The organism is Enterococcus sp. DIV2385 (genome assembly GCF_051711925.1).
Lineage (GTDB): Bacteria > Bacillota > Bacilli > Lactobacillales > Enterococcaceae > Enterococcus > Enterococcus faecalis.
In genome coordinates this window covers 1-20,392 of record NZ_JBIONV010000002.1, presented here as the reverse complement: position 1 = coordinate 20,392, position 20,392 = coordinate 1, and the positions used below count along the sequence as shown (strand labels likewise).

The 20,392-nt window shown below is 31.8% G+C and carries 21 protein-coding genes and 2 pseudogenes; 17 read left to right on the top strand and 6 right to left on the bottom strand.

All coding sequences use genetic code 11. The annotated features are described in order from the left end of the window. Positions 1-36 precede the first annotated feature (36 nt). From IGM04_RS13585 to IGM04_RS13555, 7 genes are all read left to right on the top strand, one after another. A complete protein-coding gene (locus IGM04_RS13585) occupies positions 37-816 on the top strand; it encodes a Cas9 inhibitor AcrIIA9 family protein (protein WP_010774404.1) in 780 nt (259 codons plus the stop codon). Further along, a complete protein-coding gene (locus IGM04_RS13580) occupies positions 816-2,159 on the top strand; it encodes a PcfJ domain-containing protein (RefSeq protein ID WP_002417363.1) in 1,344 nt (447 codons plus the stop codon). The genes IGM04_RS13585 and IGM04_RS13580 overlap by 1 nt, the downstream gene beginning before the upstream one ends. Before the next feature lie 689 nt (positions 2,160-2,848). After that, positions 2,849-3,577, top strand: coding sequence for a hypothetical protein (locus IGM04_RS13575; protein WP_086318267.1), 729 nt, complete (start codon positions 2,849-2,851; stop codon positions 3,575-3,577). A gap of 208 nt (positions 3,578-3,785) precedes the next feature. Continuing rightward, the gene (locus IGM04_RS13570; protein ID WP_025187534.1) at positions 3,786-4,196 is read left to right on the top strand and encodes a hypothetical protein; all 411 of its coding nucleotides are present in this window, start codon (positions 3,786-3,788) and stop codon (positions 4,194-4,196) included. 83 nt (positions 4,197-4,279) lie between these two features. Beyond that, positions 4,280-4,618 carry a hypothetical protein gene (locus tag IGM04_RS13565; protein WP_002360759.1) on the top strand — a complete coding sequence of 113 codons (339 nt, stop codon included), beginning with the start codon at positions 4,280-4,282 and terminating at the stop codon, positions 4,616-4,618. Between the two features lie 48 nt (positions 4,619-4,666). Then, positions 4,667-4,840: a hypothetical protein gene (locus IGM04_RS13560; RefSeq protein WP_179189175.1), complete on the top strand. Its 174-nt coding sequence runs from the start codon at positions 4,667-4,669 to the stop codon at positions 4,838-4,840. Between the two features lie 93 nt (positions 4,841-4,933). After that, positions 4,934-5,062: a hypothetical protein gene (locus IGM04_RS13555; RefSeq protein ID WP_256924936.1), complete on the top strand. Its 129-nt coding sequence runs from the start codon at positions 4,934-4,936 to the stop codon at positions 5,060-5,062. Positions 5,063-5,175: 113 nt separating this feature from the next. On the opposite strand, the gene IGM04_RS13550 is transcribed toward IGM04_RS13555, so the two are convergent. Beyond that, complete coding sequence (locus IGM04_RS13550) at positions 5,176-6,483, bottom strand: protein kinase domain-containing protein (protein WP_086318268.1); 1,308 nt, start codon at positions 6,481-6,483, stop codon at positions 5,176-5,178. After that, a complete protein-coding gene (locus tag IGM04_RS13545; RefSeq protein WP_086318269.1) occupies positions 6,480-6,770 on the bottom strand; it encodes a hypothetical protein in 291 nt (96 codons plus the stop codon). The genes IGM04_RS13550 and IGM04_RS13545 overlap by 4 nt, the downstream gene beginning before the upstream one ends. 61 nt (positions 6,771-6,831) lie before the next feature. On the opposite strand from IGM04_RS13545, the gene IGM04_RS13540 reads away from it, so the two are divergent. The 7 genes from IGM04_RS13540 to IGM04_RS13510 all read left to right on the top strand — a co-directional run bounded on the left by IGM04_RS13540 (position 6,832) and on the right by IGM04_RS13510 (position 14,677). Beyond that, positions 6,832-7,752, top strand: a complete 921-nt coding sequence (locus tag IGM04_RS13540; RefSeq protein ID WP_086318270.1) for an ABC transporter ATP-binding protein — start codon at positions 6,832-6,834, stop codon at positions 7,750-7,752. Positions 7,753-7,757: 5 nt separating this feature from the next. Then, complete coding sequence (locus IGM04_RS13535; protein ID WP_252701924.1) at positions 7,758-8,561, top strand: ABC transporter permease; 804 nt, start codon at positions 7,758-7,760, stop codon at positions 8,559-8,561. 104 nt (positions 8,562-8,665) lie between these two features. Next, entirely contained in the window at positions 8,666-9,784 is a 1,119-nt protein-coding gene (locus IGM04_RS13530) for an alpha/beta hydrolase family protein (RefSeq protein WP_438792738.1), read from the top strand. Positions 9,785-9,835: 51 nt separating this feature from the next. Beyond that, a complete protein-coding gene (locus tag IGM04_RS13525) occupies positions 9,836-10,069 on the top strand; it encodes a hypothetical protein (RefSeq protein WP_086318273.1) in 234 nt (77 codons plus the stop codon). Positions 10,070-10,383: 314 nt separating this feature from the next. Further along, the gene (abc-f, locus tag IGM04_RS13520) at positions 10,384-11,850 is read left to right on the top strand and encodes a ribosomal protection-like ABC-F family protein (RefSeq protein WP_086318274.1); all 1,467 of its coding nucleotides are present in this window, start codon (positions 10,384-10,386) and stop codon (positions 11,848-11,850) included. 575 nt (positions 11,851-12,425) lie between these two features. Then, positions 12,426-12,986 carry a GNAT family N-acetyltransferase gene (locus IGM04_RS13515; protein WP_086318275.1) on the top strand — a complete coding sequence of 187 codons (561 nt, stop codon included), beginning with the start codon at positions 12,426-12,428 and terminating at the stop codon, positions 12,984-12,986. 230 nt (positions 12,987-13,216) lie between these two features. After that, positions 13,217-14,677, top strand: coding sequence for a carboxylesterase/lipase family protein (locus IGM04_RS13510; RefSeq protein WP_086318276.1), 1,461 nt, complete (start codon positions 13,217-13,219; stop codon positions 14,675-14,677). A gap of 225 nt (positions 14,678-14,902) precedes the next feature. On the opposite strand, the pseudogene IGM04_RS13505 reads toward IGM04_RS13510, so the two are convergent. After that, positions 14,903-15,591 (bottom strand): annotated as a pseudogene (locus IGM04_RS13505) (IS6 family transposase). Between the two features lie 198 nt (positions 15,592-15,789). Between IGM04_RS13505 and IGM04_RS13500 the strand changes: the two are divergent. Further along, complete coding sequence (locus IGM04_RS13500; protein WP_256924938.1) at positions 15,790-15,912, top strand: hypothetical protein; 123 nt, start codon at positions 15,790-15,792, stop codon at positions 15,910-15,912. Between the two features lie 1,073 nt (positions 15,913-16,985). Here IGM04_RS13500 and IGM04_RS13495 read toward each other — a convergent pair. The 3 genes and pseudogenes from IGM04_RS13495 to mazE form a co-directional block, all read right to left on the bottom strand. Further along, positions 16,986-17,540, bottom strand: a complete 555-nt coding sequence (locus IGM04_RS13495; RefSeq protein ID WP_086318277.1) for a DNA-3-methyladenine glycosylase I — start codon at positions 17,538-17,540, stop codon at positions 16,986-16,988. A gap of 188 nt (positions 17,541-17,728) precedes the next feature. After that, positions 17,729-18,076, bottom strand: a pseudogene (locus tag IGM04_RS13490) (type II toxin-antitoxin system PemK/MazF family toxin). Continuing rightward, the gene (mazE, locus tag IGM04_RS13485; RefSeq protein ID WP_086318278.1) at positions 18,076-18,306 is read right to left on the bottom strand and encodes a type II toxin-antitoxin system PemI/MazE family antitoxin; all 231 of its coding nucleotides are present in this window, start codon (positions 18,304-18,306) and stop codon (positions 18,076-18,078) included. Before mazE ends, IGM04_RS13490 begins: the two are co-directional and overlap by 1 nt. Before the next feature lie 129 nt (positions 18,307-18,435). Here mazE and IGM04_RS13480 point away from each other — a divergent pair, with 129 nt between their 5' ends. Together IGM04_RS13480 and IGM04_RS13475 are read left to right on the top strand one after the other, a co-directional pair. Continuing rightward, a complete protein-coding gene (locus IGM04_RS13480) occupies positions 18,436-18,717 on the top strand; it encodes a hypothetical protein (protein ID WP_086318279.1) in 282 nt (93 codons plus the stop codon). A gap of 485 nt (positions 18,718-19,202) precedes the next feature. Then, the gene (locus IGM04_RS13475) at positions 19,203-20,243 is read left to right on the top strand and encodes a PTS sugar transporter subunit IIC (RefSeq protein WP_086318280.1); all 1,041 of its coding nucleotides are present in this window, start codon (positions 19,203-19,205) and stop codon (positions 20,241-20,243) included. Positions 20,244-20,392 lie beyond the last annotated feature (149 nt).

The following is a 20,392-nucleotide window of genomic DNA, read 5'->3' as shown; positions in this document are numbered from 1 at the left end:
AAGAGGTTGGGCTAACAAAAGAAACGAGGGAACGTTATGGACTTTCAAAATATACAAACCGTAAAAGAATTGATACACGCACTTAAACAATACAATCAAAATCTAGCAACCACTATTTTTGATGATACACAAGGTTATATCAGTGTAGCTTTCAGAAAAGAAAGTATTGAAAGAAACGGAAAAAACTTCCAGTTTTTATGTTTCTATCCCAATTTTGATGTCTCCCTTTATCCAGTCGAAACGTTGCTTTCTTACCTTGAAAAGCTACCAGAACAAGCAACCGTTACGATTAAAGACCCAGACGAAAACTATTCTTCCCTTTATCTAACAATTGACGAAACAATAGACCAAGGGAATAAATACAAGTGGCTAGTAATTAGTGACAAACTTTCTTATGAACGCTTTTTCCTAACAAGTACATCGACTGCACAAGAACAAGCACTCGAAAAAATGCTAAAAGAACTAGAAACCGAGCATGACGATACAGTCGAATATATCCATAATTGGCTATGCAAACAAAATGATGAATCCCTTTTTCAAGGTATTCTAAAGGAAGATAGAACCATAAAAGGCTCTGTCACTTATTGCATGGGAAAAGCCCAAGAACAAGCCGAAAAACGACCAAATGCTATGGTAATGGTCACAGACGAGGTGGCGTTTGGTTGGATAAAGGAATATTTCATACTTGAAAAACTACCCGAAATGAAAGTCATCGGAAAAGTAATGACGACTACCAAAAAGCAACCGGCAAAAAAAGAAGAGCCTAAACCACAAAGAAAAGAGGTGGACGAACAAATTAAATTGTTCGAGTTGTAATGAATATGAATCGGGAAATACAAAAACCACTAGCCCCACCCAAGGCATTTTTTGATTGGTGTACGTCACAAATACCCACGTATGAATGGAAAAACAAAAAGGAGACAATTCTTGCGAGTTCTCGCAAGAATTGTCCGATTATCAAAAAGCGATTAACAAAGGCCTCAAGGCTCTCTTATCCTACAAAATTTTATTCATTCGGTATTATCCTTATCAGTAAAAAACGAATAGAAATTCAAACGTATAGCTATTGGCACACGATAAAGGACGGTAAAGAAACGCTTATTTATGAACAGTCAAACTTTGAGCGTTTTTCAAACGATACCCACCTCAAAGCCCATTACAACTATGGTGACTGGTATGAGGGCTTGTTGTCAAATTATGGTTTTATGAGTAGTGCTTATACAAATACGGTATTTTATCCAAATAACTGGCAAGAAAAACTAACCACTGTATCGGAATTAAAGTACTTACAGTTACCTGAAATAGAGCGCCATGAACTGGCACATATTTATAAATACCGAAACGAAATTGAGTTTTTACAAAAGATAGGCGCAACAACTCTTGCGAATGAAATCATTTTTGACGACTATCGCAACGTTTTTGGACTGTATTTTCATAAAGCAGATATGAGAGTAATTACTAAGAAATGGCTAAAAGCGAATAAACAAAAATTAAAAACAAGAAATCCAACCTTTCATGAATTCATGTTAGAAAAAACGTTAAAAGAGCGAAATGCGCCTATGATAAACGAAATAGAAAAGTACGTACATTATTCGCAAATCAAGCAATTACCGAAAGAGGTGAATTTAACCAAGTTTCAAAAATGGTTTATGCGAAAAGGGGAACGTTTTGACTACTATATGGACTATTTACACATGCTAGAAGAGTTGAACACCCCACTTAATAACGATAGTGTATTGTATCCAGAAAACTTACAAGTAGCTCACGATAACGCTATGAACACGCTAAACCTTTTGAAAAGTGAGATTGAAGAAAAGCAGTATCAAGAACGGAAAAACCAAATTAAAGCGTTAGAAGCTGAAATTGACGACTTGCTTTTTCTCACACCACATTCATTACAAGAAATCATTCAAGAAGGAAGTATTCTACGCCATTGTGTGGGCAGTCAACATTATATCGAACGACATACACAAGGAAAAACAACGATTGTTTTTATCCGAAGAAAAGAAAAGCCAGATATGCCTTACTTCACATTAGAATATCGAAATCAACAGGTTATACAAATACAAGGAAAATGTAACCGTCAGGAAGTACCAGAAAAGATAAAACAAGCAGTTGAACGTTGGAAACAAGTCGCTCAAACAGCCATATCTTCCTAAACAAACGAAAACAAGCGGTAGAGAAAAGAGGTAAAGATTAAACGTTAGGAATGCTAAGAAAAGAGTTTTCTTAGCATTCCTAACCGAAATCTAGGACAAAATCCATTGTTCCGCTGCGGTGCAGTTGCCCTTGCTCCAAAACCAATGGATTTTCTGCTGCACTCAACACGAGTCAATTAAACGTTCTATTCCCATTCGTTCCGACTGGTGAACGTTTCTCTTTTCCTACTCGTTCCTCGCTTAACGGAAAAGGACATTGACACGAGTTGTTCCTTGTGAGACCACAAGGAAGCGTTCCGCAGATTTAAGTTTTTTCTGAAGCAGTTTCACTGCTACAGAAAAAAGGCGTTGGTTCTATGGCATTTTTCTGTCACTCGTCACTCTGTTGCGGTTATCATTTCTTCAGTGAGCCGGCCTTGTGTACTTGCGAATCATACAACAGCCAGTCGAAAACACAAGGGTAAAATACACGAGCAAGCTCGCCCTTGTGTTTTCTTTGTGTCTGATGTCTGTTCTCTGCGCACCCAAAACCTCAAACTCACTGAAGAAATGGATCATAACAGCAAACAAAGAAAGGAGAGGACCACAGAAAAATACCGAACCAACGAAGTTCAAAAGAAGCACCCCTTCCTAAATCTTCAAAAAAATGAGTTTTGAAAAAAATAAAAAACAGAAAGAAGCGAGTAAGAATGACTAGACTTGAACAAGCACAAGGAAAATTGAAACGACTAAAAAGAGAAAGCGAAGAAATGCACCACTTAATCAGGGCGGAACATGACCGTATCCCTTTTGGACAGCCTAACATTATTGGTCGTGGGGACATTTATAAGAAAGTAAATGGCTATCATGACCGTGCAATTAAATTACTGAAGGAACAAGAAAAACAAGAAAAAAGAGTGGAAATGCTGGAAAAGGTAGAAGATTTTAAGGAAAAAAACGAGCTAATCAAAGATGTTCATGTTGTCGGTAAATCAAGTTATGCGACGGTTGGCGCAAAAACAAGTGTCAATAACATTGATTACTTTAAAAATGAACTAAAAGAGCTTGAAAAGGCTAACGAAAAAGCAAAAGCCTATAACAAGACAAAACCAGCAATTAAGGCGAGAACTTACGGCGCAGCAATCACGAAACTAAAAAATAAAATTGCGACCCTGGAACAAATGAAAGAAGCGGATGAAAATAAGGTGATGAGTGAGAAAACAAAAGAACTGATAGAAAGCGGTGCAGTAACACAATGGAAGAAAAAACCAATATTCTATTTCGTTAAAGGGTTGCGAAAAGTAGCACTAGAAATTGACGAAAATGGAGATTTCTTCATTTCTAACTATTATCCGGCTTGTACAGATGCAGATAAGGAATTTATCAAGAGGTTATTAGATCCTGCAGCTGAAAGCACAAAAAAAGAAACCTTTTGCTGAAGACAAAAGATTTCTAGGACGTTAACTATTTATAGTCATGAATAAGTATAGCGTACCTTAGAAAAATATTCAATGGGTTCCTGCCATAACGATGGAGTTATGGCAAGGATTCATTGCCACTCATAGAATGGAACAATTATCTAACAGTAACGAATTAAAAAATATTGCTTTTGGAGGAATACAAATGAGAAGATTAAGTAATACGACAATGGCCAACGAAACTCTAAAAAAAGAAGCATGGTATAGAATGATGCTTACCGACCTATCAAGTTCTGTCATTGATGAGTTCATGGAAACAGGGAAATGCCATTACACCAGCAATTACTTTCAAGGTGAAAATATTTTAGTCACTGAAGAAATAGAGGCAATCATAAAGACGGCCGAAAAGAAGTATGGCTTCCTGGTGTACTATGTAACTGAAAATAAAACAGCGGATGGCCAGAGATTTTTATCATTATTCTACGTTGGACGCGATACTAGTGATTGGCTTTACTGTCACAGGGATTTAGAATCTTATAGGCAATATGTGTATGTAGTTAATACGACGAACCCTGCATTTTCTGAATTTGGAATGATTCAATTTGATCCAATACTAGGCAGTCTTTTACGAACTGCATAGATAAAAAAATATATTTTATGGTATCAGTTGGGCTTTTTGGCCCAGCTGAAGCCTAACGTAAGGAATTATAAGAAAGGTGGGAAATGAGTATGGAAATACGGGAATTAACCATAATAGAAGATCCTTGCTTTTATCAATATACGACGATAAAAGAACTTGAATCGTTCAATACGTCTGAATTGACGATTGCACTTAGCGTAGTTAGAAAAGAGCAGCGTCGCTTGAAAGAAAAAGTGTATCATTCTGGATCTGGCGATCAAGTGGATAAAAATAACGTTAAATTAATCAACAAGTACAGAGCCAATCTTGAAAAACTGCTGTTTATTAAGCAAGGGTATATTCCGGATGCAATCACGCAAAACATGATTGATACATTAATCAAAAACAATAAAAAATCCATACAGAAGATTCAAAAAGGTTGAGTTTAGCAAGGTAACAACAGACATTTAATAAAAGAAAGGATGTAAAACATGACTGAAAAAATCGATTTGAAAAAGTTATATCATGAAAGTAAAAAGGAAAGATCCGAAAAACAAACGAAAATGGAACGAGCGTTAGAAGGAGTCGTGTGTGGTTTTCCAAGAGCGATAGATGATGTTTTGACTGTAAAGAATAAAACGGACTCTAAGAAAACAAAATTGTAAATAAGTAGATTACTCTGGATGATAAAAAAATTTTGAATGACGTCAAATTTTCTTGATGTGTACTATATTATAGTACAGAAAGGAAGTGATTTCATGATTAAAACAACAGTAGAAGCAAATGACGTTTTAAGAAAAATTATTTTACGAACATTTTATAATGGAAAATTAATATCTGTTCAAACTGTGGATTATAATGAAAGAAATAAACAAACTAATATGTAAAAACAAAAGTACCAACAGGGTATACCCTGTTGGTTCTTGTTTGTGTGTACAGAATAGTTAATTACTAGGGGACAATCAAGTTGTGCAAAATAGTTCTATTTAGCCACAATGCTTTAAATATTTAAAGCGTTTAAATCATGTTTAAGCATATCTAATGAATATCTATGAGAATATAATTTAGCTTGTGCATATATGAAATTAAAAGAACTAGAATTATTATTTGTTGAGTTTCTGTGCAATATCAATTGGTTATGGTTGTTTTTATATTTACAATACAGATCAAAATTATCCATAAAATATAGAAGATTGATAATGCTATATACGTCTGTATAATAACTTATATTCAATTGTTGTGTATTATAGAATCCAGGGGTACCCATAATAATGGAAGGTGGATTCCACTGCTTCAGATCGTAAGAAAATTCAAAATCAATCAAAGAAATTTCCATTTTATCATCAATTAAAACATTATTGAATGATATATCTCTATGAATGATATCATATTTTTCATGGAGTATTTTTATTATTTCAATTAACTTCAAAATAACAACCATTATTTCTTTAGAGGATAAAATTTCTTTGTTCATATACTGGAATAGAGACATCTTGTTTAAATATTTTATCTCCAAAAAATAAGAATTATCTAAATAAAAATCGTCGAAAAACTTTGGAAAATGGTTTTCTGCACTGATTTTTAAAAGACTCCTCTTTTCTAAAGATAAAAGATTTATCGTATCTACATTATAAATCGTTAAATCTCCTTGATTCATACCTTGTTTTAATAATACTAATTCGTTTCTTTTTAAGTCAAGACATTGATATATTCCCCCTTTACCTGTTTTTTTTATAACTTTCAATAGTAGTAAGTGTTTAGGGAGTTCTTTTAACCTAGGAATATAGTAATCCTCTACAGGTATATTTACATCATTTGGAATAGTTTTATCTCTAGGATCAATATAATTAGAATCTGTAACTATTTCTCCATACCTGTAATTAACTACAGAACTTAACATATATCTGAAATCTGAAGGTATCTCAGGAGATAAGTCTGATTTAAAAATTAATTCTAACTCATTAAGTATACAAAGAAATTCAGTATTGTTGTTTGGATAGATAGTAATAAGTTTTCCAACTTGAGAATATCCCAATGCACCAGTATTTTGGATGTCGAATTTGGCTAAAGTAGAAACAATTTTAAAATCAATTTTTTTAATTTCATTATATTTAAAGAATTTTTCAGCTATATTTACGGCATTATTAGTATTTGCACTTAAATGAATCTTGAAACCTTGCTTTTTTATGTCTTTTTTTGGGGAGTATTTATAGATCCAATGATCTGTACCAGATGACTGTAATCCATATTTACGTAATAAATTCAAATAAGATTCATGTTGCTTTTTTACTCGACTTAAATAATTCATATTAGAAATCCTTTGCCATATATTTTCTTATTATCGTTTAATGCCAATACATAGAGTGAATGAGCATATACATTTATTAATAATTTCACTTCAATCCCTTCCTGTAATAATAATTCTGATAACATGGAGATACTATAACGTTTTTCTCTTTTACTATGGTATGATAAAATTATAAAATCATAAAATAATTGGGAGGTTTGAGGTGTGAGATTGCGACTATCCTTATAGGACTCAATAAAACTTTTTAAAATATTCTGAATTTTCTTGTCAATATTTCTTTCAGTCATTTTGTGTTCCTCTCCTTTAAGTAAGATTTATTTAATTATACATTAGAATAGAGGTTTAGTAATGAAAAAAAATATATTAGAAATAAAAGATGTAAGCCTTAAGTATAGAGAAGCATTCGCGATAAAAGATATTAATCTTTCCATTTCTACAGAAGAAATAGTAGCGTTAGTTGGGCATAATGGAGCAGGTAAATCAAGCTTGTTCAATATTATCGCGGGGATTCAGGATCCAACGAATGGTTCTGTTAGTTTTAATCAAGATTTTATAAAAAAACGCTTGTTTGCAACTATAGGTTTTTCACCACAGTCTCAAGTAATGGATTGGTATACAAATGTTTGGGATAATGTTTATTTAGGTAGTCAACTGGCTGGAATAGACACTAAAGCAGGGAAGAGATTGACTGAAGAAGCACTAGATTTATTAAATATCTTGGAGTTAAAAGACAAACCTGTAGATGCGTTGTCTGGTGGACAACAACAGCGTGTACAAATCGCACGTGCCATTGTCCACCAACCTGATTTCTATTTGTTAGATGAACCCACAACAGGATTAGATGCAGAAACTTCAAATCGCTTATTGTTATTTTTAAAAGGAGAAGCAGCTAGGGGCAAATCAGTTTTTATATCGTCGCATGACTTACACTTATTAGAAGAATTTTGTAATAAACTAGTACTAATTGACAAAGGAAAAATTTTGTATGAAGGAGGTTTAAAAGAATTCTTAATCGAAAATGCTCCTAAAAAGAGTTACAAGATTACTATTGATAGATTACTTAATAAGGAGGTAATTGATCAGTTGAAAAGAGAAGGTATTTCTATATCTGGATTAGAAGACTATCAATATAGATTTATTTTAAATCAGAGCAGTGATTTAACACAATTGTTTATGGATACAAAAGAATATTTTAGAATAGAAGAAATTGTTAAAGAGACAATGTCATTAAGAGATTTGTACATTCATTATAGAGAAGGGGGTCTTTAAAATTGATGCCAAATCAATTTAGGAAACAGCATTATTTAGGGATAAAAGGATTAAAAATTATCATAAGAAACGAGCTAAACGCTTTTTTAAGAAATAAAGGGTTGATCATTTCACAATTAGTTCAACCAATCTTGTACTACATTTTTATTGTTTTAGGAATCAATAATTTCGTGACTAAAATAGAATATGAGGGAAAGACAATTTCTTATGCTGATTATGCTTTAACTGGTATTTTGGGTATATTGATTATTTCACAGATGACACAAACAATTTATCGGATTACTATAGATAAAAGATATGGGTTGTTGGCTTTGAAACGTCAAAGTGGGGTCTCTCCGTTTTATTATATTATAGGAATGAGTATGTATCCTACTATTGGAATATGTATTCAATCTATTGTGTTGTATATAATTGCTACTTTATTTGGGAGCTCAATAGGTTTAATCAATTACTTAGAAGGGATAATAGTTGTACTAATTGTTTTGTATTTTTGGACGTCTATTGCAGCATTGATTACTATGAAAATTAATGATTATCAACGACGAGATTCAATTATTTCATTTATTATTACTCCATTAGGTTTCACAGCTCCTGCGTTTTATTTAATCACAAATGTTCCAACATTTATTAAAGTTATTGGTTATTTTAATCCGCTAACTTATCAATTATATGCAATAAGATCTGTAATATTTGCTACAACTACGAATAGTTCTTTTAGTGTTATGTTGGTATTTGTGACTACGTTGATTATGATAAGTATTTCATCATTCGCTGTATCTAAGATGAATTTAGTTCTAACAGAACGATAGAAGGTGATTGTTTGAGAATCTTACGAATCTTTTTAACCAATGATCGAAATTGTATAATCATAACTGCACTAAGTGAGACAGGAACGTATTCTCTATATTATTCGTTGTATCCGTTTGAAAAGGAAACTTTAATATATGAAAGCTCTTCTATGTTAGTTCCATTAGGTATAAAGAAAGGAAGGCTTATTTATAAAGAGAAGAATCAAGGGGGTAGTTTTAATGTACCTAATTGCAATGCTACTGGTTTTCTAGATAACGTAAAATCACTTGACTACAATACTTTGCTATACGATACCTATAAAGAATCAATTTTGTCTGTTGTGGAGGAAAAGGGAGGGAATGTAGCGTTTGTCAATCAAGAAAAGTTAAATATTCCAGATCATTTTATTATAAAAGACGCTTATTTTCTTGATCAAAAAACATTGATTATTTTATGTAGTACAACATTGAACAGTTCAATGTTCCTTTTTTATAGTATTACTGAAAGAGAATTAAATTATTCAAAGATAAGCAATCAGTGCGTTTTCCCTCTTCCTTTATTTAAACATCAAATTATTGGTGAAAAAAAAGTTCCTTGTTTAACTCATACTAATAGAGAAGACAACACGATTCTTATATGTTTGCATGGAGGACCAAAATATCATTACAATCATGAATATTTGGATATACTTTTTGATTTCTATAGTAATTTCAATAACATATGTTTAGTGAACTTTCCTGGAAGTACGGGTTATAATCAAAAATATGAGAATGAATTAATAGGTCAAGGAGGGGTTGTTGATATTGAAGCTGTAAAATCAGTTATTAGTTATTATGACTCTCATGGATTTAAGATAAAAATATACGGCGAAAGCTATGGAGCGTACGTTGCAATCTGTCTCTCTCAGTATATTCATTTTAATATAACAAGAATAGTATCTGTTAGTGGGTTTACAAATTTATTTTATATGTATTTGTTTTCAGATTCGAGGAAACTTATTGAACAATATTTCTCTGATTACAAGAAGTTTTCTCCAGAAATAAGTCTAAAAGCAAAGGAATTGATTCCAATTAGGTTTCTTCATGGAGATAAAGATACAACATGTCCAATTTCACAAGTGGAATATTTTATAAAAAAGTACGAGAAGATGCAATTAAGTGTTTTAGAGGATTTTTCTCATTATGAAGTGAACTTTGAAAAAGAAAAAATCAGAAATAAAAAAATAATCAGACTATTGAAATAATTAAATAAAAATGTTAACATATAATTATAAAAATTATGGAGGTGCAGTGTTATGTCTAAAGAATTGATGAAATTGGTTGCGGATTTACAGGGAAATATGGATATTGTTGGAGATTTTATGGATAGTCCTGAAAGCGTTTTGGACAAATACAATGTACAAGGAAAAGAAAGAACTGTGATGTTAGCAAAAGATAGCGAAGGGTTGAACAAGTTAGGATTTTCTGCACAATTAGTTGAAGGAGCATTGTCTGGCGCTCACAGTCAACGATGCAACGGAAGTCTATAAAGAATTATATTGTTCATATTTCCGCAAACTTATACAGTTACTACAATTTCAATTATGATGTGAATACTGATGGAATAACTAGCTATGTATTGTCAAATAAGAATTTGTGGTAGAACAACCAAATGAACAAAAAGGAGAATAAATCTATGAAATTACGTGATGTGCTTTTGAGTAGTTAATTAAATAAAATCAAAAGTCTAGAAAAGAGCGATTTCAATGGATTGATGTGTATTTTTCCTGAATTTAGAAATCAGAGGATAGTCCTAGACTATCCTTTTCGTATGCTCTTTTATTGGGAAGAGAGAAGGAAAACAATGGAAAATTTAGCCATTAAACTTACAAATGTTCGAAAAAACTTCGGTGTAAAAGAAGTAATAAATGTACAAGAATTAACAGCTTACGAAAACAATCGTATTGGTATTATTGGAGATAATGGAACAGGCAAGTCGACCTTATTAAAGATAATACAAGGAGAAATAGAACCGGAAACAGGGAATATTCAACGAGAAATATCCTTCAGTTACTTTTCACAAATTTCAAGTGTAATCAATACCAGTGATTTAGAGAGTGTGGATTGGGAATTAGCCAGTCGTTTTAACGTACCGAATAATGAAACGAGTACATTGAGTGGTGGGGAAGAAACTAAGTTTCGTTTAGCCCAAGTCCTATCAACATACAAAATGGGTTTGCTTCTGGATGAGCCAACAACTCATTTAGACCGCAATGGAGTTAATTATTTAATAGAAGAATTGAGATATTATTATGGTACACTTATTTTTGTTAGTCATGATCGTTACTTCCTCAATAAATTAGCAACAAAGATTTGGGAGGTGAAAGATGGTCAAATTACTGAATACATTGGAAATTATGATGCGTACAAACAGCAAAAAGAAATTGAAGAATTAGAGCAAGATCGATTAAATGAAAAACATATAAAGGAAAGAAACAAGTTAGAAGTTGCTATTTCAAAAAAAAAGGAGCAGGCAGCTAAATCTGAAAAAGTATCATCCAAGAAGAAAAAACAGAATGTTCGTCCTGACCGTTTGTCTTCCTCGAAACAAAAGGACACAGTACAAAAAAGTCTTAATAAATCTGCAAAAGCAATGGAGTCCCGTTTAGCTAAGCTAGCTGAACCTATTCAACGCAAAAATAAAAAACAAATTCTATTTCCGAAAGTTAAATCAGTGGAAATCCATAATAAGTTTCCTATACGTGGAGAGGGGATTTCTTTAAAAAAAGGTGAAAAATGTTTACTTGAAAATTGTGACTTTCAATTTTCGTTGAATAAGAAGATTGCTATCGTTGGAAATAATGGTGTTGGAAAAACAACGCTTTTAAATCATATAGTATCAAATGGTAAAGGAATTATTCTTTCACCTAAAGTTGTCTTTTCAGTGTATCGTCAGATGGATTATAAGTATGATGAGTCAGAAAACGTTATTAATTACTTAAAAGAAAAAACTTCTTATTCAGAATCAGTTATTCGAAGTATTTTAAGTAATTTGGGATTTTCTCAAGAAGAAATCGGCAAACCAGTGAACGTTCTAAGTGGAGGTGAATCAACAAGACTTTCTTTAGCTTTAGCCTTTGTCAAACCTTCAAATATTCTAGTTTTGGATGAACCAACCAATTTTATAGATTTGACAACGATTGAGGCACTGGAAGAATTGATTGATGCATACACAGGAACCGTTATATTTACTTCTCACGATTCATATTTTGTTGGGAAACTAGCCGATGAAGTATATTTACTAGATCATAAACAACTGAGATTGAAATGATATAATTATTGTTAATTTAAAAATACTGATATTCCTATTTTGGTTCAATTGTGAATGATAGGGCATTAGGAGAATTAAAAGAAGTGCATCATATATGATTGATGATAAAAAATTCAAGAAAGAAAAATGTTGCAAGGATGAGTGTGATAACTAGCGCAATAATCAAGTAGAGGCATGCCCAATTTTTGGCTGCATTTTTTCTCACCATTTTACATTTGTTAATCTTTTGTATATCAATATTTTCTGCTACAAAATTAACATGTAAAATAAAGAAAAAATAGGTACTAGTTTCTACTGAACGGAAAAGAGATGGATTTGTAAAGAAGTGATTTGTGCTTCCTACAATTCCTTTATATCATGTACGTCACCAGTATTAAGTAAAAAAAGACGAATGTAAATTTAAAGTAGATTCTGAATATGTAGAAGGCAAGGAAAAATTAATGTTTGTTACGGCAGGTGCATATTATACTACAACTAAAAGAGAGCTTCATGGATACAGTTTTCCAAAAGAATATTATTATAAAGATCAAAAAATAGCGGGAATAAAAAATAGGGAAAAGAATTGAGGATATATAATGGTTAAGAATATAATAGAAGGCAATTTTATAAAACTAGGGAATTTTGAGGAAGAATTTTTTAAAATAATTGTAGAAAATCAATGGGACATCAAATTTTTTAGACCATTAAGTTGGGATACTTTTCATCCTTATACCATTGAAGATTGGAAGAATTTTGTAGGTGATTCGGATACTAATTCTAGATTTCTATTTGCCATTATTAATAAAGAAAGTAAAGAGTTTATAGGATGGACATCTCTTTCAGATATACAATTTAAGAATAGAGTTGCTGATTTATCTATGGCTATTCTTAAAGAAGATAATAGGAATAGAGGCCTTGGAAAAGATGCATTGAATGTTATTTTAAACTTTGCATTTTATGAATTAGGATTGCATAAAGTGAAATTATCAGTTCATAGCAACAACATTCCGGCAATTAAGTTGTATAGTTCAGCAGGTTTTGTGAAAGAAGGAACGGACAGAGAAGCGTTATTTCAAGATGGAAATTGGCTAGATGTGTACTATTATGGAATTATAGACTCAGAATGGGTGAATAAAACACAAATATTTAAACAATAAAATTTTTTTACATTTCTTTTCTATACTTTAAATTCATGGAATTTCAATGCTTTTGTTACAATGTTTACTTTAATTGATTAGTCGACATAATCTCGATTTTATACCAAGTAAAAGCATTTATTGATATATATCACTCACTGTACTCACTTTTTTAAAAGTACTAGTCTTAATTGTTGAAAAAATGGATTATTTTTAATTACTCTAGAAAAATATTTTAAGGTGGTAAAATTATGGAAAATATTTTAAGTAACACTGGACAATATAGTGGAAAACGACATAAGAATGTGCAATCTTTTTTAGGTATTCCTTACGCCGAACCACCTATTGGAAAACTAAGATTTAAAGATCCCCAAAAAAAGAATTCTTCCTCAATTATACCATTGAGGGCTGAGGAATACCCACCAAACCCTATTCAAAAAGGAAATATACAAATAAATGAAGACTGTTTGTATTTGAATATATGGAAACCTGCTGAGATAAACAATAATGTTCCAGTGATGGTTTGGATTTATGGAGGAAGTTTTGAAACTGGCGGAATTGGAGAAAAGGGAGCTGGGCTGGGTCTGACATACGATGGAACTCAGTTAGCCAAAGATACAGGATGCATCATTGTAACGGTTAATTACCGCTTGAATGTTTTTGGTTTCTTAGATTTTTCTGAATTTAGTGATAAATTTGATAGTAATCTTGGAATCAAAGATGTCATTTGCGCTTTAGAATGGATAAAAACAAATATTCATGAGTTTGGTGGTAACTCTCAAAATGTAACCTTATTTGGCCAATCAGCTGGGGGAATGTTAATTGCTACGCTGAACAAAGTACCTACTGCGCAACATCTCTATCATAAAATAATTATTGAGAGCGCTTGTATTGAATCACTTTATACTAAAGAAGAGGCTAGAGAATTAGCACTTACTTATTTAAAACTATTAAATTTAACAGAGAAATCTGTTGATGAACTACTCACTCTATCTCCAGATAGATTACTATCAGTAATTAAAAAATTAGAAGAGCATGTCAGGTCGAAAATGTTAGGTATAACCACTTTTTGTCCCGTAATTGATAAAAAATTTTTAACTGGTGTGGTTTACAAAGGTAATTTTAAATCAAACAAACCAATGATTATTGGAAGTACAAAAAATGAAGCTAGGCTTTTTGTAAAATTTTCAAAAGACATTTCGGAAGAAAAAGGTGAAAGATTTTTTCCTTATAGTAGTAAAGAAACTAGGGAAGAAATTATTTCAAAGTACCCTAACTTCCCTAATTTTATTGAAAATAGTCAACTAGCAACAGATATTATGTATACAATTCCTAAATATTGGTTAGCTGATACCTACTCTAAAAACAACGATGTCTATGTATATAGATTCGATTTTTCTTCTGGTTTTTTTAAGTTTTTAAATTTAAGGGCCTCGCATATTGTTGATGTTCCAATTCAATTTGGGATAGGGAGTTATCTATATATAGGGAACATCCACACTGCTAAAAGGATTGGAAAAAAAATTAGGACATCATTGGGGCTATTTGCCAAAACAGGAAACCCAAACGATGGAGATTCTCTGTGGAAAAAGTACTCAGAGGCCCAGCCAAATGTTGTTTTAATAAATAAGGATATACATTTAGAAAATGATCCAGATAGAAGCACTAAACAACTCTACAAAAATTTTAATAGTTTCTTTCATGAAAGTTGAGTAATAGTCAATTTTCATGAAACGATGTTAAGGAACTATTCTTATTTTAGTTATGCTTTATTAGAATTAATTAAAATTATACTAGCATTAAAATCGATAATTACATCTATAGAACTTAACAATTTTATATTCAATTGTCATTTAACTTCATAGTTCACATAATCCCGATGGTTGTGTTGCAAAGTTTCAAAAGAATACAGACTGTTCCAATTTTTTGATTCTTGTCTATGCTACTTTCAATAGTTGTTCAATTTCTTTCCATGGAGAAAAGTCGAAGAGGTTAATTTCTCTTCGACTTTCTTTGTATAAGGCTGAGACCACTTCGATCCCTTTAGTTGTGGTTGCTGCTGTGTAAGTCGATTGGAAGCTATTCCCATAAGGGAGCTTGCCTTTCACCTGACGGTGATCCTGCTCCAGAATATTATTGAGGTATTTCGACTTCCAGTGATGAACCTTTAGGTTCATCAACCCTTCTTCCTTCAGCTCTTTGATAGCTTTTAGTGAAGGTGCATACTTATCTGTTACGATAGCACGCGGTTGCCCATAATCACGGAGTAAACGCTTTTGTAGAGAACGTATCCCGATGGTTTCGTAACCACATGTCCAAGGTGCTTCCATTGGAATCAATGGCTCGGTACAGATACCGATCTTTGCCTTTAAACTTGATGTAGGTTTCATCAATCCGCCAGGATTTAGATAATGATCGCCGTTTATTACGTTTTTTCCATAGATGATAAAGTACTTTCCCGTTTAGCTGGCACCAACGATAGATCGTAGTGTGGTGAACACTAATAACTAAATTGTCTCATGATTTTGGCACAATCACGGTAACTCAAGGAAAAGTGACAGTATAAGCCTACGGCTTCAATAATAATTCGATAGTCATACTGTTTTCCTTTGAAGTGGTTTTTCATGATTGCGCCTCCAGATTGGTAGATTTACTTAAAATTATAGCGTAAAATTGATCCCAGAAAAACTTTGCAACACAACCCAACGATTGATTAAGATGGATTAAAATGAAAACAATAAGAGCAATGCTTTATTAATTCTTTAAAATTTGCTTTTAGATAAACAATGGGAATTCGGATTATTAAATTTTGAGGAGTGATATCGTGAAAAAAATAGTAATTTGTGTAGTACTATTTGCAACCCAATCTTTTGCGGAAAGTCAGGAGCAAGAACTAGCGAATATAAGTGATCAAGTATCTACAGTATTTGATACTGATGAAGTATAGATTATACAGGTATCAAAAGGTGAGCAGAGAGCTACTCAGATTATTGAATGTAAAAAATATGGGCAGTGTCAGGGTCCTTGGACTCAATTGTATCACCGTATATTTGGATAAAAAAGTAGGTTGATTATATGAATAAAGTTAATAAAAAAGATTTAAAAAAAGTACAAAAAAAGATAAAGAGAGACTCTATTTTAACTAGTATTATTAGTGTCATCTTATCAACATTACTTTAAGAATAAATATTTAATATTTGAATTCTCATTGTTTATCTAAAAAAGCGAAAATCAGTAAATATTAATAAATCAAGAAACCAACTTGATAAAAGATACGAAAAGAGCTATTTTATTTCTTATTTTTGCAGTATTAATATTACTTGTAACTATTTGGGTGAAGTTACTTCATATAGATAACAGCTTTATTTCTTCATTTTTGCCAAGTTTGTTAGGCTTTTTTTGTTGATAGTAGAAACACTTCTTGAATATAAAACAAACGTATTTAGAAATAGTAAAAAAATCTGAGAATTATATATTGGGCTACTGTATTTGTAACTTGGGCAGTAATAATTATCTTTTAACTATCACAAAGTTGCAAATGTTGTTGAAGATTTAAAAGAAAAACTAGATAAATAAGTTCTTTAAAGCCAGAAATATGTGGTCTGGCTTTTTTCGTAATTTTACCGAAACAAACATAGACACTTGGGATTGTTTAATACAATTTTTTTATCGGATAAAGTCAATAGCAAATTAGAAGTGTAAACTTGTTGTTTCAAAAAGCATACGTTCTGACACATGATGAAGCCCTTGATTTCATTTGTCAGAATCCCCACTTTACATTTTTTGCACGTCCCAAAAAGAACCGAGGATTTATGATAGCGTTTCTATCGGTTGTATCTTATTCGAGAAATTAAGAAAAACTAGACGGCTCTATGGCGCAAGTTGCTTTTTGTTAGAGCCTTTTAGTTATAGTTTATTTGAATATGACTTAGGACATGCTAAAATAGGGTATCACGTCCTTCTTGAACATAGAAAAAAGCAGTTAGTTATAGTTAGATATCAAACCGCTTTTAAAGAATATTATTTTTTTAAAAAGCAATAATCCATATGGTCATCAACCATACCGATAGATTGCATAAAAGCATAAACGCTTGTTGTGCCTAAAAACTTAAATCCGTGTCTCTTCAAGTCTTTACTAATTTCATCTGACAAGGAAGTCGAAGCTGGAACATCTTTAATATCTTCCCAATGATTAATAATAGGTTTATTCTTCACGAAAGCCCATATATATGTATCAAAACTCCCATAAATTTCTTGAATTTTCATGAATGCTTTCGCATTTGAGATCACGGAATTAATTTTAAGTTTATTTCGTATAACACCTTCATCTAAAAGCAATTCATCAATCTTTTCTTGACCGTAATCAGAAATGATTTTGTAATTAAATTTATCATAGGATTTTTTTAAAGTCTCTCGCTTTGTAAGAATAGTAGCCCAACTCAAGCCAGCCTGCATACTTTCTAATATTAATATTTCAAATAATTTTTCGTCATTGTGAAGCTCTTTTCCCCACTCATTATCATGATATATAGTTTCCAATTTATTAACATTTGCCCAATCACATCTTTTTTTCATTTATTAAAACTCCTTTTTTTATAGTATTATACCCGAATTGCTAGTTAATTTTAAAAACGACCAAGTGAATATCTAAGTGTACCATGAATCTTCGTTTGTGCCTTTTCAAGCATAAAGCTATAGGTCAGTAAAAAAATTCAAAACGTGATTCAAATTCAAATATAGAGCGGTTTTTAAAGTGTTGTGCATCAAGTAAACTTAAGCTGAAAATAAATATATTCAATTATTTGATCTATTTTAGCCATATCCTTTAATGGTAAATGTTCTATTTGGTTTAACCATCTTTCTGTATTTTAATTGGGAAATATCGACTTGTCCATAAGTTTCCATTCATCAGGTAATGTATAACGAGTTGGTATATTTTTAATTGTAGAAGTTATGGGACAAATTACTGCAAACATCGTCTTTCTATTAAATTCGTATCTAGAAACTACTAGACCTGGACATCTTTTCTGTATTTCTTTTCCAGCTGAAGAATCTAAATTTATCCATACAATATCGCCCTTTTTAGGAATATATTTCTTTTCTTCACTCATTAGAATAATTCTCTCCCTCCAGGTTCAATGTCATACCATTCATCTTTTTCGTAATATTCCCCTTCTGACCCACCACTAAATGGATCTTGTAATTTAGGGACTAACGTAATTGTCCCATCATTAGAATACATCACTGTATATTCTTGGTCTGCCTTAGGTTTCTGTCCGTTATTAGATGGTAATGTCAATACTACAGAACTTCCTTGTTTTCTAGATTTTGTGGTTAACATACAATATCCTCTTATTGTTTATTATACTAAATAAGTAAATAGTTTTAAAAGATTATATACTATATTTAGTTAAATTAGTGTAATTTAATTAAATAGTAGAGATTAGATTGTTATTTTTTATCATTGGTTATGGTTGCTTTTGCAACGTTTGGATTTGGAACAACGAGTCATGCTGATAAGTTAGACGGTCAAAATAATGTTATTACCAGTGGAAGAGGAATAACTTCTACTATGGTTGGCGGACGATTATTTAATCAGTACAAGTACCAATCAGGGACAGGATACGTTGACGTCACAGTCATTAACTATTTTAATCGTTCAACTGGGACTGGACCAGTAACTGTTAATAGGGTAGAAGTCAAATACAATAACACTTCTAATAGTACACCTTATTTTTCAGAGTTTTTTTAGATATACGTGCAGGAAGCACGACATATCTAAAAATTCCTGCTGAGCATAAGATGATGAAAAGAGGAGCAAACAGCTTTACTGTAAATGTAAAAGCTCAGTCAGTACAACTGCTTGATGAAACTGGTAAAGTTGGACCGCCAAAATTAGTAAATAAATAACCCAACACCGCTGAAAATCTATTTTTTTGGTTACTCTATATTAAATTATTAATGATAATAGTGATGAGAGAGAAATTCTAAGTCATTTTAAAAAAATCAACTAGCAATTTAGATTAATATGTTATACGAACCAATTCGATGGAGCGTCGTTCTTAAAATTTAGAATTTTCGCTATTTTCTAAAAAAATCTTGATTTACATAATAAAATCTAATACAATGTTTAAAATAACTTTGATGAATCAATAAGAATTATGAAACTTCATAGATTATAGAAGAAAAGGTGCGTGCTTAAAAAATAGAATATGGAAAGAAGGATGTACTATTATTATGAAAAAAAATTCCAAAAATTTTTTGAATAAAGTTCTAGCTGGAACAGCAACGGGTATTATTATTGGCCTTATTCCAAACGCAGTGTTAGCTGCTATTTTAAAATTATTTGGTGATAATTCACTTGCCGTAACTATTGGACAATCTGCTATTATTTTTCAATTAGCCACTCCTTTAATTATTGGTACTCTTATTGCTCAACAGTTTGAATTTAAATCTATGCCGATGATGGTTGTAGGTGGTGCTGCTTTTGTTGGATCAGGTGTAGTAAAATTTATCCCTTCTGTAGGGGGAAAAGGAGCGTATGTAGGAGTGGGGACGGGTGATATTATCAATATCATGCTTACCTCAGCTATTGCTGTTTTATTGATTCAACTCATTGGTGATAGATTCGGTTCTGTTGCGGTTGTCTTAACTCCTATGTTTGCTGGAATAGGAGCAGGAACGATAGGCTTTTATTTATACCCTTATATCACGAAATTTACTTTAGCGATTGGAGAGGGAATTAATACTTTTACTACATTTCAGCCAATAGTAATGAGTATTCTTATTAGTTGCTCATTTGCACTTTTAATTATTTCACCTATTTCAACAGTTGCTATTGGAATGGCTATCCAATTAAATGGAATTTCTGCGGGTGCAGCTGCAATGGGAGTTGCTGCAACGACTGTTGTTCTCGTTGTAAACTCTATTAAAATAAATAAATCAGGAGTAACTTTTGCAATTGCTTTAGGTGCGATGAAAATGATGATGCCTAATTTGTTTAGAACGCCAATCATATTACTTCCTTGTTTATTTACAGCATTTATTTCGGCAATTCCTGTAGCTTTATTCTCTATATCAGGAACACCATCTTCTGCCGGATTTGGATTAGTAGGAATCGTTGGTCCACTTGTTTCTTTAGAACATGGATTAAGTGGAGGACTAGCTTTGTTGTGTTGGTTGGTGATTCCAGTTGCGTGTACACTTGTATCTCAAACTCTTTTTGAAAAAGTTCTGAAATTGTATCATCGTAAAGATGTATTTGAATTTTTAAGTTAAACAATTTATGTGAATTAATAGAAGAGTTAGTTACTATTTTTTTATTTAAATTAAAAAAAGATTTAGAGGTATTTTTGACTAAGAATTCGTGTATCTATTATAATAAAATTTGAGAGGGATTGCTATGAAGACTAATTTATATTGGAAAA